12 protein-coding genes and 3 pseudogenes are annotated in these 14,578 nt (G+C 69.6%); 4 read left to right on the forward strand and 11 right to left on the reverse strand.

All coding sequences use genetic code 11. From position 1 onward, the window contains the following. The 4 genes from CM1CMNOD_RS08435 to CM1CMNOD_RS22940 all read right to left on the reverse strand — a co-directional run. On the reverse strand, positions 1 to 2,885 hold a 2,885-nt coding region (locus CM1CMNOD_RS08435), incomplete at its 3' end, for a non-ribosomal peptide synthetase (protein ID WP_131773932.1). Then, positions 2,840 to 3,109: an AMP-binding protein gene (locus CM1CMNOD_RS08440; RefSeq protein WP_131772408.1), complete on the reverse strand. Its 270-nt coding sequence runs from the start codon at positions 3,107 to 3,109 to the stop codon at positions 2,840 to 2,842. The genes CM1CMNOD_RS08435 and CM1CMNOD_RS08440, both read right to left, overlap by 46 nt. 745 nt (positions 3,110 to 3,854) lie before the next feature. Beyond that, positions 3,855 to 4,433, reverse strand: coding sequence for a carbonic anhydrase (locus tag CM1CMNOD_RS08445; RefSeq protein ID WP_013873253.1), 579 nt, complete (start codon positions 4,431 to 4,433; stop codon positions 3,855 to 3,857). 70 nt (positions 4,434 to 4,503) lie between these two features. Then, positions 4,504 to 6,555: a methane/phenol/toluene hydroxylase gene (locus tag CM1CMNOD_RS22940; protein WP_013873254.1), complete on the reverse strand. Its 2,052-nt coding sequence runs from the start codon at positions 6,553 to 6,555 to the stop codon at positions 4,504 to 4,506. Between the two features lie 737 nt (positions 6,556 to 7,292). Here CM1CMNOD_RS22940 and CM1CMNOD_RS08455 point away from each other — a divergent pair. Further along, the gene (locus tag CM1CMNOD_RS08455; protein WP_013873255.1) at positions 7,293 to 7,922 is read left to right on the forward strand and encodes a MarR family winged helix-turn-helix transcriptional regulator; all 630 of its coding nucleotides are present in this window, start codon (positions 7,293 to 7,295) and stop codon (positions 7,920 to 7,922) included. A gap of 27 nt (positions 7,923 to 7,949) precedes the next feature. Here the strand turns inward: CM1CMNOD_RS08455 and CM1CMNOD_RS23580 are convergent, their stop codons facing one another. From CM1CMNOD_RS23580 to CM1CMNOD_RS22950, 7 genes and pseudogenes are all read right to left on the reverse strand, one after another. Continuing rightward, on the reverse strand, positions 7,950 to 8,072 hold the full coding sequence (locus tag CM1CMNOD_RS23580) for a hypothetical protein (RefSeq protein WP_258165219.1): 123 nt from the start codon (positions 8,070 to 8,072) through the stop codon (positions 7,950 to 7,952). Between the two features lie 25 nt (positions 8,073 to 8,097). Then, positions 8,098 to 8,505: a hypothetical protein gene (locus tag CM1CMNOD_RS08460; RefSeq protein WP_013873256.1), complete on the reverse strand. Its 408-nt coding sequence runs from the start codon at positions 8,503 to 8,505 to the stop codon at positions 8,098 to 8,100. Positions 8,506 to 8,642: 137 nt separating this feature from the next. Continuing rightward, positions 8,643 to 8,786: a hypothetical protein gene (locus CM1CMNOD_RS08465; protein WP_165001414.1), complete on the reverse strand. Its 144-nt coding sequence runs from the start codon at positions 8,784 to 8,786 to the stop codon at positions 8,643 to 8,645. Positions 8,787 to 9,198: 412 nt separating this feature from the next. Then, a complete protein-coding gene (locus CM1CMNOD_RS08470; protein WP_013873259.1) occupies positions 9,199 to 10,188 on the reverse strand; it encodes an NUDIX hydrolase in 990 nt (329 codons plus the stop codon). 403 nt (positions 10,189 to 10,591) lie between these two features. Continuing rightward, positions 10,592 to 10,825, reverse strand: a pseudogene (locus CM1CMNOD_RS08475) (IS66 family transposase); the annotation flags it as partial. A 39-nt stretch (positions 10,826 to 10,864) separates the two neighbouring features. Next, a pseudogene (locus tag CM1CMNOD_RS22945) lies at positions 10,865 to 11,137 on the reverse strand (DUF6444 domain-containing protein); the annotation flags it as partial. 331 nt (positions 11,138 to 11,468) lie between these two features. After that, positions 11,469 to 11,792, reverse strand: a complete 324-nt coding sequence (locus CM1CMNOD_RS22950; RefSeq protein WP_241245625.1) for a hypothetical protein — start codon at positions 11,790 to 11,792, stop codon at positions 11,469 to 11,471. Between CM1CMNOD_RS22950 and CM1CMNOD_RS08480 the strand changes: the two are divergent. The 3 genes and pseudogenes from CM1CMNOD_RS08480 to CM1CMNOD_RS08490 all read left to right on the forward strand — a co-directional run bounded on the left by CM1CMNOD_RS08480 (position 11,779) and on the right by CM1CMNOD_RS08490 (position 14,571). Continuing rightward, positions 11,779 to 12,737, forward strand: a pseudogene (locus CM1CMNOD_RS08480) (FecCD family ABC transporter permease). The gene CM1CMNOD_RS22950 and the pseudogene CM1CMNOD_RS08480 sit on opposite strands and share 14 nt — an antisense overlap. Then, the gene (locus tag CM1CMNOD_RS08485) at positions 12,734 to 13,561 is read left to right on the forward strand and encodes an ABC transporter ATP-binding protein (protein ID WP_013873261.1); all 828 of its coding nucleotides are present in this window, start codon (positions 12,734 to 12,736) and stop codon (positions 13,559 to 13,561) included. Before CM1CMNOD_RS08480 ends, CM1CMNOD_RS08485 begins: the two are co-directional and overlap by 4 nt. Further along, a complete protein-coding gene (locus tag CM1CMNOD_RS08490; RefSeq protein ID WP_013873262.1) occupies positions 13,558 to 14,571 on the forward strand; it encodes an ABC transporter substrate-binding protein in 1,014 nt (337 codons plus the stop codon). The genes CM1CMNOD_RS08485 and CM1CMNOD_RS08490 overlap by 4 nt, the downstream gene beginning before the upstream one ends. The last annotated feature ends 7 nt before the right edge of the window (positions 14,572 to 14,578 follow it).

Below are 14,578 nucleotides of genomic sequence, written 5' to 3' on the forward strand. Positions count from 1 at the left end.
GGCGGAGAGACGTCGACGGACCGGGCTGCCGGGGACGGTGGGACGACCGCCCCGTCGGTGCCCGCCGAGGGCGCGTCCCGCACGACCCAGCGCAGGTAGGTGTCGATCTCCCCCGATCGCGGTACCGCCCACGGCAGACCGAACCGCCGGGCGAGCTGCGTGGCGCGGGGCGCGGGGAACCTGGCCGTGGCGTCGGTGAAGACATCGGCGACGGGATCGGCGCCGTCACCGGTCCAGGGCGGCAGCGCGAGCAGACAACGCGCCACGAGGTCGTCCTCGCGCGCACGGGCCAGCGCCCGCTCGTGGAACTGCGCATACGACACCGTCTCCGGACGACGGGCGGCGGGGCCGGGAAGCCGGGCCATGAGTTCGCTGAGCAGGACCCGGCCCGGCCCCAGGAGGTCGAAGGTCTCCCCGCGGGCCTCATCGCGGTGGAGCCCCTCGACGATGAACCGGGCCACCCGGTCGACCGGCGCCCAGTCCACCGACGCCCTGGTCACCACCCGGGCGTCGAGGGCCCGGCACAGCCGCAGCACCAGCGTCACCAGGGACGTCGGGTTGCCCACGCCCGTGCGTGAGTCCGCGCCGACCTCGCCGAGCCGGCACACCGTGGCGGGCAGCCCGCGCGACCTGGCGCGTTCGAGGAGCTGCTCGGCCGTCCACTTGGACTGGCTGTACCCGTCGGCCGGCAGGCCGTGCCGGCGTCCGGAGACGTCGACGGTGGGTGGCCCCGGCGGGCCGTCGCCGAGCACGCTCACCGTCGACAGATGCCACAGCCGCTTCGTCCGGCCCGTCATGGCGAACCGGATCACCTCGCGGGTGCCGTCGACGTTGGTCGCGCGGTGACGTTCGTAGTCGAGCACCGCGTTGATCAGCGCCCCCGCGTGGACGACGGCCACCGCCTCGTCCGCGAGATCGTGGTAGCGCCCCTCCCGCAGGCCCAGCAGCGGCAGGCCGAGATCTCCGGCGACGGCGACGGCGCGGCCGCGCTCGACCCGTAGACCAGCGGCCCGCAGCGCCGCGTCCAGCCGCCTGCCCGCCTCCTGGTCGTTACTGCCGCGCACGAGACACACCACGGTCCGGGTGGTTCGTCGGGTGAGTTCGGCGAGCAGGCGCGCGCCGACGAATCCGGTGGCCCCGGTCAGGAGGACCGTCTCCGGACGCGGTGGGCCCGCCGGACGCCTGCCCGGGGCCGGCCGGCGGGGGGCCGGGGGAGCGGCCGGCTCGTGCAGGAAGATGTCCCGGCCCACGACGTCCGCCAGCGGCGTCCCGTCCTCGGCGTGGCCCGGACCCGACACGATCAGGGCGGCCTGTTCCCGCAGAGTCGGCGCCCCCAGCAGGTCGCGAGACTCCAGCCGTACTCCGAAACGTCGCTCGAGGGCCAGCGCGAGCCGCACCGCGGTGAGCGAGGTGCCGCCCGCGCGGAAGAAGTCGGTGCGAGCGGTCGCGTCGGGGAGCAACAGCCGCCAGAGCCGCAGGATCTCGGCCTCCAGGAAGGGGGCCGGGGCGGTTGTCCCCCCGGGCGCGCCGTGTTCGCCGGTGGGGCCGTGTTCGCCGGTGCGGCGGTGCTCGTCGGTGAGGCGGTGGCGCAGGGCGACCTGGTCCACCTTGCCGTTGGGGAGCAACGGCATCCGGTCCACCGCGACCACCCGCCGCGGGACACCGGCCGCCGGCAGCCTGCTTCGTGCGTATGCCAGCAGGCCGCTCTCCGTCTGCCCGGCGGTGAGTACGGCGAAGCAGACGACCGACCGCTGCGCCCGGGTGCCGGCTACGACGGTCTTCACCCGCTGGACGCCCGGGGCGTCCCGCAACGTGGTCTCGATCTCGTTCAGGTCGATCCGGACACCCGCGATCTTGATCTGGTCGTCGCGCCGGCCGGTGAACATCAGCAGGCCGTCCCGGCGGACGTAGCCGTAGTCCCCGGTGCGGTACAACCGGTCCCCGGGCACCTGGGGAAACGGGTTGTCGATGAACGACTCCCGCGTCGCCCGCGGATCGCGGTGATAACCGGCGCCCAGGCACAGGCCCGCGAGGTGGATCTGCCCGACCTCTCCCTGCCGTACGGTGTGCCCGCCGTCCCCCAGCAGCACGACCGCGGTGTTCGCGATCGGTCTCCCGATGGGTGTCTCACGCACGTCCTCGTCGGTGACGTCGTGGAAGACACTGCCGATCGACGCCTCGGTCGGGCCGAACGTGTTCGTGACGGCCAGCCGGGGCAGCAGGGCACGGAATTTCTGGACCGAACCGGCGTTCATCGCCTCGCCGCCGAGCAGCAGCCGGCGCAGTGAAACCAGCCGCCCGACGCTACCGGGCCTGCCCGCGACCGTCTCGACGAAAAGGTCGAACACGGACGGCACGAAATCCGTCATGGTGACGCCGTACCGTTCGACCGTTGTCATGGTCGACTCGAAGTCGAGGATTCCCGCGCGTTCTGGAATCACCACCCGACAGCCGCGGGTGAGTGGCCACAGCAGCTGCCAGATGGCCGAGTCGAAGACGTGCGAGGAGTTCTGCAGCACGACATCCCCGTCGCGGCCGAACCGTTCGGACATCGTGAGAAGACGGTTGACCAGACCGCGGTGGAAATTGAGCGCGCACTTGGGCCGGCCGGTGGACCCGCTGGTGAAGAAGCCGTAGACCACATCGTGTGGGCGTGGGCGCGCGGACAGCGCGCCGCCGCGGGCCCGGGCGGGCGGCTCCGCCCGGGCCCGCACGCACCGTGGCGTGCCGACGGAGCCGTCCGCCGTGATCGTCACCGGACAGTCCAGCTGGTCCAGGGCCTCCCGCCGCCGTGGCTCGGGCCATGCGGCGTCCATCGGCACGAAAGCGGCGCCGGTCTTCAGCACGCCGAGCATCGCGACCGGGAGGGCCAGGCCACCGTCCATGACGAGGGGGGGACCAGGTCGCCGCGGCCGATCCCGTGCCGCCGCAGCTCGCCGGCCACGACCTCCGCCGCGGCGTTCAGCTCGGCATAGGTGACGGACCCCTGCGGCGCGATGATCGCCAACGTGTGCGGGAAACGGGTGACCGCCCGCTCGACGAGATCCAGGATTGATGCTTCCGGTGGCCGTGCCACGCGCTCCCCGAGAAGAATTCCTTCGCTGAACATCACCCGTCCCCGTTCTCGTTACCGCCGGACGGACGCGTGGATATAAATGCGATCGTGCCACTCACCGAGACCGGCGGTGATTTCCGATGTAGATCAAATTAAGCACTTCGGAGTGGACGGCTAACCGGCTCATGGTAAATGTGGCGCAGGTCACCGCGGAGGCCGGGGTGTGAATTTCCGGCGCCGGCCGCGGTCGGCGGGACTTTCGGGGATCCCGTCGGGATTCACATGACACGACCACGTAAACATTTGGGTATCTTGTGGATACCGCCGGGCGTGGGTAATGCCGGAACCGGGACACGTCCGGGTGTCGCGTGCCGGCCGCGGGCGCCGGCGCGCGCGGCCCGCCTACGGACGTGACGACATTCAGCCCGGCCGAGGATCGGTCCTGACTGGCCAACGCGGCGCGCGCGTCCCGTCCGTGGGCGCGGTGATCTCGTCGGCTCCCCGGTGACCGGGCTCGACGTGTGAAGCCGGCGCGGTCGACGGCCCGCCCGCTGACGGCGGCGGTGAGCAGGCCGGTGCGGGCCAGCGGGGGCCGCCAGCCGTACCACGCGCCCCCACCGGCTTCACATCCTCCACAGCCCGTCCGGGAAGCCGTTTCGCGAGACCGTCCCCTCCACAGGAGCGGACGGTCTCATCCACACCGCATGGGACGCGCTCTCAGCGCGAATGCCGGTGGTCCCGGGGACGCCCCGAAACCACCCCCCTCATCGGGCCGTTCACGCAGGACGCCAGTGGCGGCCTATGCCGCCCGGCCGACTTCGGTGGCGGTCGGGACTTCGAGGAGCAGGCCGCTCTTGACGTCGTAGATGTACCCGTAGATCGGGATACGCGCGGGGACGAGCGGGTGGTTGCGGATCCGGCGGACGTCCTCGGTCACGCTCGTGGCCTGGTCGGAGATCGTGAGCCAGTCGATGTAGTCGCCCTCCCGGGCGCCCGGGCCGGTGCCGACGTCGTAGAAGCCCTGGTCGCCGAGGGCGGCGGTCTCCAGGCTGTTCGCGAGCAGGCCGCGGATCACCTCGTCGGTGAAGAACTCCATGCCGCAGTCGCTGTGGTGGATGACGAACCACTCCTTGGTGCCCAGCAGCTTGTACGAGATCACCAGCGAACGGATCGCGTCGTCGCTGGCGCGCCCGCCGGCGTTGCGGATCACGTGGGCGTCGCCCTCGCTGAGCCCGGCGTACTTGGCCGGATCCAGCCGGGCGTCCATGCACGTGAGAACGGCGAAGCCCCGGGCCGGCGGCAGGGCCAGCTCGCTCCTGTCACCGAACGAGGCGGCGTACTCGGCGTTGGCTGCGATGACTTCAGGCAGAACGGACATGTACAACGCTCCTTTGACGTGGTGGCTGATCTGCCAGCTCTGTGCGGCCGGAACCTTCACGCGGCCGGGACTACGCAGCCGGAACCGCCGTGAGCCAGCTGTTACGGAACTGTGTGGTCGCCTGGTCCACGGTCTGCCGCACGGACGCGGCGTCCGCCGGCGCGGGTGCCGCACCGAACGTGCCGGCCAGGGCGTCGATGGCTCGCGTGACACGCGGCTGCCACCTGCTCTCCCAGCCGAGGACGTGCTCGCGGTTGCCCGGCCGGGCGGCGAGGATGTAGCGGGCGAGAGTGCCGGTCCAGTCCTGGCCGCGCCTGCTGTCGACACCGGACTCGTGCAGCAGCTGCGCGGTCAGCTCGTCCCTGTTGGCGGTCGCGAGCGCGGTGAAGGCCTGCTTGAACAGGGCGTCGAAGGCCGGTTTGACGACGAGGTCGAGGGCGGTGAACGCCTCAGCCCAGTCGTAGGCCAGCAGCAGGTTCTCCAGCAGTTCGCGGGCCGGCTGCCAGGCCGGATCCTGCTCCCAGAAGCGGCGCGCGACCGTGCTGTCGGCGAGGTCCGGGCCATGCGAGAGCGACAGCGACTTCGCCCGGTAGGCGATCCACTGCAGCGCGCGCAGTTCGTCGGCGGCCTGGAAGAAGGACGCGTTCGTGATGGCCGCGCTCGGCGCCAGCTGGCCGACGTACAGGCTGGTGATCTGCAGGACGTGCAGCGCGAACCGGGCGGGCAGATAGACGCGGCCCAGGACGGCGACCCAGGCCGGGTCGAGCCCGGCGTCGTGGTCGAGGGCCTCGAAGCGGTCGACGACGCGTTCGGCGTAGATCTCGCGGTCGTGCTGGAGGGCAATGTAACGCCGGTAGTTGAGCTGGGCGGGGTCGGTGTGCGCGCCGGCCAGCACGCCAGCGGCGCGGACGATCGGTAGCTGGCAGAGGTTGCAGGCGACCGGCAGCGTCTCCGGGAAGGTCTCGGCGAGATTGCCCGTGCGGACGTTCTCGGTGAGCACGTCCCAGTGCTTTCCGAAGGCGCGGTTCCAGCCGGGGTACTTCTCCTCCAGCCACTGCCGTTCCTTCGGCGAGACGCCGGCGTCGGGGTTCCACCAGACGCTGGGCCGGTAGTTCCAGACGACGGTGTGGATCGCGTGGTGGTACCAGTCCAGTTCGTTGATGAACTCGTCCCAGTACCAGGGGAAGTCCAGGCCGTAGTCGCGGAACTGGTCGGCGAACTGTTTGACGACCCAGTCCTGGATGAACTCCTTGAAGCTCATCTTCCGGCTGTCCAGCGGGGTGTAATAGTCCATTGACAGGCCGGTGAGCAGGGCGAACGCGCGCCAGGCCCGCCAGAACATGTGGTCGACCAGGAACTGGCCGTATTCTTTGTGGCCGTTGTCGATGAGCACCTTGATGGTGGGCTCGCCCTGTTGCGCGTGGCGCGCCTCGTCCGTCTGGATGCTCGATATCAGCGAGCCGAACTCCAGGTCGCCGACGTCGATGGCGTCCGCGACCATGCCGAGGAACTGCAGGTTCGTAAAACCGGTCTCCAGCGTGAAGGTGAGCTGGATCGCGACGGACAGCGCGTCGTTGGCGACGAACATGTCGTCGAAGAGGTGCCGTACGGCCAGGGTGATCCAGTTGTTGGTGTGGAACGCTTTCAGCGCCCAGTCGCCGCGCGGCTCCTTGCCGAGCAGGCCGTACGGGAAGAACGTCTGGATCTGGCCGTGCCTTACCTCGTCCAGCGTGCCGAACGTCGCGGTGTTGCGCCAGGCGGCGGCGCGCCCGAACCGGCCCATGCGGGCCTCGCCGAAGGACGCCAGGTACTCCGGCATCGCGATCGCGCCGTAGTGCGCGACGACCACGGACTTCCAGCCCGGATCGAGTTGGTCGAACAGCTTCGAGCGGCCGACGGCGTTCTTCAGCGAGTAGGTGGTGGTGTCCTTGGTGACCTGGTTGTGGACGTATTCGCGGTAACTGATCTTGTAGGGCTCGTCCCAGGCCAGCCACGCCTCGGGCGGGACACGACCGGTACCCGACAGTTCTTCGGGGAACACGTCGGCCTCGTTGACGTAGCTGAACGTCCAGTTCGTGTCACGTGCCAGGTCATACCAGTCGCTGCGGGAGAGCCTGGGCATCGGGAGATCTCCTTCGCTGCCGGAATGCTCACGTTTGCCTACGCGGTCAGTAGACAAGGTGTACAAGCAACTGTCAAGGACTCCTAAGAATTATTCGCGGCATGTACGTGGACGGGACCTGTCAACATCGTCAAGAGGGAATCTTGAAGAGACCGCTGACCGGTCGGCTCCGTGTCACCGGCCGCCAGGATCGCCGCTCGGCCCCGCCGCCCCGCCCGGGGTCTGCCCTGCTACCCCGACCACCCCGGCCTGGCCGTGACGCGCCGTCGCCGGAGCCGGCAGGACCCGAGCCCGGAATGACGGTGGGTGCTGTTGTGGCGGTCGAACGTGACAGCCGGACGTGGCAGGTCAAATGTTGTGGTCGAATGTGGTGGTCAAATATGGTGCTCGAAGAAGTCGCGGCAGCGCGTGGGCGGCCTCCGAAGCGTCGAACCGCGCCGGAAGAACCGGCCGGTACGTCATCGTCCTGAACCGGGATCCGAAATACGGATCGTCGTTCGGCATCTGGTGTCGGGAATGTGGCCGGACGACATCCGGGTCGGCGAGTGGTCCGGCCGTCTTCGTCAGGGCACGGCTGGTCACGGCGCTACGGACACGTGCTCGTTCTCTCGGTCCGCCTTATTCTACCTGCTTTAGTCTGGTGCCCCGCTCGCACGCTTCGACCACGAGCTAATGGACATTACCTGTCTCTCGGCTCACCTTGACAGATAGCGGCGAAAGGTTGCTACAGTCGGCCCATGCGAATGGCGGACGACGAACGGCAGCACGGCATCGACGCGAAAATCGTTGCCGCCTTGGACGTCATCGGCGACGCCCTGCACGTACTGGCCCGGCGTACCGCCGAGACGCACGGGCTTTCGTCGACGCAGCTGCGCATCCTGGCCTATCTGCACCACGGCCCCCCGCCGCGGGCACAGAGCACGGCGCTGGCCCGCGAGCTCAACGTCGCCGACCCGACGGTCAGCGACGCGGTCGGTGCCCTGCACCGTAAGGGGCTCGTCGAGCGCAGACGCGATCCCGACGACGGCCGGCAGCAGCAGATCGTCCTCACCCTGGCAGGCCGGCGGATCGCCGCCAAGGCTGCGCGCCGGACGGTACCCGCCGAGATCGCCCTGTCGAGCATCGACCCGACGCAGGCCGAGGACCTGTTCATCGCGCTGCTGGCCGTCCTGCAACGCTTCCACGAGGCCGATCTGATCCCCGTGTCCCGCTCCTGCACCACGTGCGACTATCTCACGGTCGCCCCGGGTACCCGTTCCGCGCGCACGCACCGCTGCGCCTACTTCGACCACGACCTGCCACCGTCCGCCCTGCGCGTCGACTGCGCCCAGCACCGCACCAAAGGCTCCCTGACCGCGGTCAGCTGACACCGCTCGTATGTCCCGCCCGGAGGTTCAGGCGGGTGTGATTGCCTCGAAGTGGCTTGGTTGGCCGTCGCGCAGCACGAGACGGCCGAGCCGTTCGGCGTCGGTCCGCCGCATCAGCTCCCAGCCGCCGTCCAGGCGGTGCAGCGCCACCGAATGCCAGGGTGTGGCCCGGACGTCAGCTGCGAAGGGCGTTGAGAAGGTCCCGGCAGACCGTGGCGCATCGCCGTGTCGCTTCGGAACAGATCCGGCAGTATTCGTGATGCGAAGCGTGCGCGGCGCACAGCTCGTTGCTCTGTTCACAGGCCAGCAGGCAGGCTTCGAGCTGTACGCCGAGCAGGCTGCTGTCCGGGCCGCTCCCGCGGGTCAGCAGCCGGCGGGTCGCGTGGACGACGTCCGCGCAGTCCAGGTCACGCCGTACGGCCATCTGTACATCGGCCTGATCTGTCATGGTGAGCATCGCCGAAGCGCATGCGGTGACCGCTTCCTCACAGTCGTTCAGCGCGTCGACTCCCCGCGCCCGGTCCTCGCTGCTGAGGCTCATGCTCGCGGCCATGCTGTCAAAGAGTTCCCGTACCTCCAGCATCGCTTTCCTCCTCACGTTTCCTCCGCACGCTCCAGCCGGGGGCGTTTCATACCCGATCACAGGTTGACGAAACAGGACCGAAGATCTGTGTCGGAAAACATCGGCGCGGTGTTTCACCGCTGCTGACGCGGCCTGGATCAGATGCCCTCGAGGAGCTGCTGGGCGAGGTAGCCGCCGGCCGGGTCGGCCGCGGTCAGGTCGTAGACGGTGAAGATCAGATGGGCGGGTGTCCGTTCGGCGATCCCGGGCTGGTGGCGGCCGTCGCTGGTGACGGTCGCCACGGCGGCGGCCCGGGCCGCAGTTCTACAGACTGTCGGAGACAGTGTCGCCATGAGCCCGTGCGAGCCCGCCGAGCCCCGGAGTGCTGATCATGTAGCCATCTGTGTCCTCACGAACGGCGACACGCGTCGACGGACACCGATCATGGTCCGTGTGGGTGGTCGCGGACGCCAGACGGTTACCTGCCGCATTGTTGTCGTCACCAAAGGAGTTGTTGTCGTCACCGACGGATCCGCTGCCGAACGGCTCCCCGTCCACCACCGTCCGCGTCGTCACCACGCGACGGCGCGGGTCTCCGGTCGCGCCGCACGAGAACCCCGCTGTCCTCCGCCCTGCGGGAGACAGCCTGGGTCACCGCCCGCATCGGCCAACATCTGCCAGACACGCCCAGCGGCCAACACCGGCGAGGGCGTCCTACCTCTCCGGGGCCGAGGCCGGGGGAGTGGGCGCGTGGTCGTAGCCGTCGTCGTGGGGGAGGAGCAGGTGGGCCTCCCCGTCCCGGACGAGGATCTTCGGGCGCACCGGGCTGAGGTCCCGGATGCGCGCCGCCGCCAGGACGGACGCGACGGATGCGTGCTCGGCCAGCTCCCGCAGCGTGTGCACGGTGGGTGGCAGCATCGCCAGCCGTCCCGCCAGATGCTCGGCGAGAGCCGTGACCGGCGACAGCCACAGCAGCCGGTCGGACTCGCCGGGTATCGGGCGGGTTCGCTGCTCGACCGGCATGGCGGCGATGAAGAAACGGGTGTCGTACCGACGGGGCTCCACCTCGGGGGTCACCCAGCGTGCCCACGGGCGCAGCAGGTCGACGCGCAGGCCCAGACCCCGGCGGGCCAGCAGAGTGGCCATGCTGAGCTGCCGCTTCTCCAACGCGAGACGGTCGGCCTCCCAGCTGGGGTCGGTGACGTCGGCGACGCTGTCCGCGTCGGGGCCGGCGAGCAGCACGCCGCTCTCCTCGAACGTCTCCCGTACGGCGGCGCTCACCAGGGCGCGGGCCAGCGCTGGCTCGGCGTCGAGGGCCGTGACGATGTCCGTTTCGACGTCCGTCTCAACGTCCACTTCAACGTCCGTTTCAACATCCGTTTCGACGTCCGTCTCGACGTTCGTTTCGGAGGTACCGAACCACCGCGGCTGGGCGGTGACGTCGGCCGGGTCCACCGTCCCGCCAGGGAAGACGTGCATGCCGGCGGCGAAGGCCATCGTCGACACCCGGCGCAGCAGGCAGACCTGGATGCCCGTCCCGTTCTCGGCGTCCCGGAGCAGCGCGACGGTGGCGGCGTCGCGGGTCGCGACCGGCTGGCTGTGGCCCGCCTGGAAGGCGGCCGCCCGCCGGGCGAGATCCGGCGGCACCGGCTGTCGAAGCGCGCTCAGCGGATCCCGGTGCGCCCCACCCGTAAGATCAGCCATTCGACACATGTTAGGCCGCGCCCGCGCGAGCGGCATCCGTCCACAGCCGGACCGGGTCGGCGTGGCACCGGCCCCCGCGCTTGTTGCCGAGGGTGACGGCGAGGGTGGCGAGTCGGGCGTGTTTCGTCGCATGTCCCGGCGTGTCTCTTCGGACGTGACGACGATCACAGGATCGTTTGCCGGGGTGGCCGGCCGACATCCGACGGACGGAACCGGAGCGGATGCGTCTGTGGCTGCTGCGTTGCCGAGCCGCTCCGCCCGGAGCCCGTCCGGGCCCGGACGGCACTGTGGAAGTTCTACTACGAACAAGTGGTAGCTCAACTGCGTTGATCTGTGTCCGCGTCTCTCGCACGCTGTTTCCGGGTAACTGTTCAGCTGGGATGGCTGGTTGCTGAGCGTGGTGTCAGGAGGGTCGGGCCGTGGGTGGGAGCCAGGCGCCGGTGGTGAACAACTGGGTGAGCACGTCGAGGGTGTCCAGACCCCATTTGGTGGCGGTGGACAGATAGGATTGCACGACGGCAAAGTCGACCAGGCCTTGCAGGGTGCGCCAGCAGCCGCCGGAGGTTCGTTGCTGGACCTTGGCGGGTCGGACATCGCGTTCCGCGACATTGTTCGTGAACGGGACCGTGAGATCGATCGCGACCGGGCCGTCGACCATCCGCAGGGTGTTCCCAGGATCGCCGTGCTGCTTGCCCGGTGCCCGGCCGGACTTCCCTCGTGAGGATCGTTTCGGTGCGGGCTTCGTGTAGGGGCTGTCCGACGACGGGGGCTGCGACGAGTTCGCACTGTCCTTACCCAGCTGCCGTTCCAGTTCGGCGACCCGTCCGGCCAGCGTCTCGATGAATCCGGCCTGCCGGGCGAGTAGCTCAGCTTGCCGGGCGATCGTGGTGTCCCGTTCGGCGAGTAGACGCAGCAGCTCTTCATACGTCAGCGTCCCGTCGGGCTCCATACGCTGAACCCAGCGATCCCAACGCACCGCAGCGCAACCGCGGTAGCGATCGGCGCACACGGGACAGCGAACGCCCGCTCACCCGAGCTGAACAGCTACACCAGGACAGCTACACCAGGCGGACAACGCCAGGCGTGGATTGACGCCGAGTATCGATTTCGATCATGGTGACGGTACTCGGCCGGCGACGAAGTCGATCATCGGTCCCGCTGTCCGTGAGCGCCTTATCTGCCCCCAGATGCCCTGGTCGCTTGCGTCGAGGTCGTGTTTGACGGGGTAGGGCGCGCCTGCTACGGTGATCCACAAATAACGATAATCGTTTCAGTTTTCATTACGCATTGTCTACCGGCCGGCGTAGCGGTGGGGAGGACGGGGGTGCTCTGTTGTCCGTCAGCCGGCCCATGCGGCTGAACGACGTGTCCGGATCGCCGGGGAGGGTCGCTGTGCCACCGCCACGGGCGGGCACTGCCGCTACACTCGGCCCGGCGCGTGGCACCCCGTCCGCCGTCGCCGTGGCGCCGTGGGCGGCCCGCGGTCCACGGAACACATTTCTGCTCACTGTTGTCGTCCTGCTGGTGGCGACCCCGGTCGTGCTGGTCGCCGCTGTCAGCATCGGGGCGGTGGCGATCTCGCCCGCCGACGTGTGGTCGAGCATCCTCAGCCACCTCGTCGGCGGCGGCGGTCACACCCCGCCGATCGACGACCAGATCATCTGGCAGGTCAGGACACCACGGGTGCTGCTGGCGTTCGTGGTGGGCGCGGGCCTGGCCGTGACAGGCGCCGTCCTGCAGGCGGTGGTGGGCAATCCGCTGGCCGACCCGTACGTGTGGGGGTCTCCTCGGGGGCGTCGATCGCGGCGGTCGCCGTGCTCACCCTGGGCGGGGTCGCGACGACGGGGCTGCTGCCGACGATCGGGGTCTCCGGCGCCGCCTTCGCCGGAGCGGTCGCCACGCTCGTCCTGGTCATCGCGCTGGGGCGCCGGCAGGGCCGGCTGGATCCGCACCGCCTGCTGCTCGCGGGGGTGGCGATCGGCTACCTCCTACAGGCGGGGACGAGCTTCCTGCAGCTGCGGGTCGGGTCGAACCAGCTGGCTGCAGTGCTGTTCTGGCTGCTCGGAACGGTCTCCGGGGCGGACTGGCAGAAACTGCGGCTACCCACGGTCATCGTCCTGGCCGCCACCATCTGGCTGCTCGCGCAGGCCAGGCAGCTCAACGCCCTGGTACTCGGGGACGAGGCCGCCGCCTCGCTGGGGATCTCCGTCAGCCGACTGCGCGCCCAGCTGCTGGCGGTCTGCGCCGCGCTCACCGCCGCGGTCATCTCCGTCGCGGGCGGTGTCACCTTCGTCGGGCTGGTGGCACCGCACTGCGTGCGACTGCTCATCGGCTCCGACCACCGGCGGCTGCTGCCGGTGGCGGCGCTGCTGGGCGGGGTGTTCCTCGTCCTCGCCGATCTGGCGGGTCGGGTCGTGGCCCGGCCGATGGAGGTGCCGCTGAGCATCGTCACCGCTGTCGCGGGCGTGCCCTTCTTCCTGCTGCTGCTGCGCCGTTCGGGCCGGGCCGGCCGGCTGTCCGCCGGGGCCGGGGGCGGGGGCGGCGCGTGACACGACTGCGTCTGGACGGCGTGGGCGTGCGGATCGACCAGGCGCTGATCGTCCACGACGTCACCGTCGACTGCGCGCCCGGCGCCTTCGTCGGCCTGGTCGGCCCGAACGGCAGCGGGAAGTCCACCGTGCTGAAGACCGTCTACCGGGCGGTTGCGCCGACATCCGGGGCTGTTCTTCTCGACGAGCGGAACATGCTGCGGGAGCTCACGTCGCGGCAGTCCGCGCGGCAGGTGGCGGCGCTGGCCCAGGAGCACTCCCAGAATTTCGACTTCACCGTCGCCGAGATCGTCGCGGCCGGGCGGACGCCGCACAAGAACCGGTGGGAGTTCACGTCCGCGGCCGACCGTCGCATCGTCGCCGACGCGCTCGACACGGTCGGTATGCCCGCGTATGCCGACCGGGCGTTCACCTCCCTGTCCGGCGGGGAGAAGCAGCGGGTGCTGCTCGCCCGGGCGCTGGTGCAGGAGCCGTCGGTGCTCGTCCTGGACGAGCCGACCAACCATCTCGACATCGCCACCCAGCTCAGCCTGCTCGCGCTGGTGCGTTCGCTGGGGATCACCGTGTTGGCCGCGCTGCACGACCTCAACCTCGCGGCGGCGTTCTGCGACCGGCTCTACGTGCTGCGCGACGGTGTCGTCGTCCGCACGGGGGATCCCTGGGAGGTGCTGACCCCGGATCTCGTCGCCGAGGTTTTCGGGGTGCGGGCCCATCGCAGTGTCCATCCGGTGACCGGACGCCTCCATCTTGCTTTTTCCGAGATCCTCGACAGGGACGAGAAGGCGCCGCAGGAACGCGAACTCGCCACGGAAGGAAACATATGAGAATCACCGCCGCGCGAAAATGCGCGCTCGTCGCGCTGGTGGCGTCCGCCGTCGGCCTCACGGCCTGCGGATCCGACTCCACCACCGAGGGGAACGGCACGGTGGGAGCCGTTTCGGCGCGGGCGACGGCCGGCGCCGGCTACCCGGTCGACATCCAGAACTGTGGCCGCACCCTGCACTTCGACAGGCCCCCGACGCGCATCGTCTCGGGCTGGACCACCAGCACCGAGCTGCTGATCGCCCTCGGCGCGGCAGAGAAGATCGTCGGCCAGTACAACACCAGCAGCGGCACCCCGTTGCCGCAGTACGCCGAGGTGGAGAAGAAAATACCGACGCTGAGCGCGTCCGCCCCGACCCGGGAGGCGCTGCTGGCGGCGCGCCCCGACCTCATCTGGGCGGACGGTTCCTATCTTTTCGACGGCCAGCAGCTGCCGACCATCGACGATCTGAAGGCCCAGGGCATCCAGGTGCTGATCCTCAGCGGTTTCTGCACCGACGACGCCAGTAAGGCCAGGGTGCGTGACGTCGACGCGGACCTGACCGCGCTGGGCAGGATTCTCGGGGTCACCGCAAAGGCCGACGAGCTGAAAGCCGACATCGACAACCGCCTGCGGCAGGTCGCCGCCCAGATCGCAGGCAGAGCACCCGTCCCGGTGGCGCTGATCAGTTCTTTTAACGGCACGATCTACACCTACGAAGGGGTGTACAGCGACATCGCGCGGCTCGCCGGGGCGACGAACATCTACGCCGGTATCCTGCCCGCCGGCAAGTACTATGGCCAGCTCTCCGTCGAGGACATCACCAAGAAGGATCCCGCCACCCTCGTCTACCTGCTCAGCGGCAGCGAGTCCGAGGAGAGCGCCCGTAAGTACCTGACGACGACCTTCCCGACCCTGGACGCGGTGAAGAACAACAAACTGGTCTTCCTGCCGCAGTCGTACTCGACCAACCTCAGCGGTGTCGACGGGGTCGTCCGGCTGGCCGCGGCCCTGCACTCCGGGCCGTCCTGACCGGTGA

The organism is Protofrankia symbiont of Coriaria myrtifolia, from assembly GCF_900634755.1.
GTDB classification, from domain to species: Bacteria; Actinomycetota; Actinomycetes; order Frankiales; family Frankiaceae; genus Protofrankia; species Protofrankia coriariae.